Genomic DNA, 281 nt, shown 5'->3' with positions numbered 1-281 from the left:
CAACCCGATGATCAGCCTGGCAAGGCAGATGATTGCCGATGGCGAGCTGGGCGAGATCATCAGCTTCCAGGGCGAGTTCAGCGAAGACTTCATGGCCGACCCGGCCTCGCCCTGGTCGTGGCGGTGTGAAGTGGACCATGCCGGTGGTGCGCTGGCGGACCTCGGTAGCCACCTGCTGTCGATGGCGCGCTACCTGGTGGGCGATGTGCTCAGCGTGTGCGCCGACACCCACACCGTCCACGCGCAACGCCCCGCCACCGCCGGCAGCCCGACGAACCGCG

General features: G+C 68.0%; 1 protein-coding gene. It reads left to right on the top strand.

Going from position 1 to position 281, the window contains the following annotated elements; genetic code table 11:
* Nucleotides 1-28: 28 nt before the first annotated feature.
* Nucleotides 29-281 (top strand): Gfo/Idh/MocA family oxidoreductase (locus KZZ04_RS18840; protein WP_257903682.1); only part of this gene is annotated, 253 nt, incomplete at its 3' end.

The organism is Pseudoalteromonas sp. CR1, from assembly GCF_019392235.1.
Taxonomy (GTDB): Bacteria; Pseudomonadota; Gammaproteobacteria; order Enterobacterales; family Alteromonadaceae; genus Pseudoalteromonas.
The sequence above is the reverse complement of the archived record's forward strand: the minus strand, read 5'-3'. Positions and strand labels throughout refer to the sequence as shown.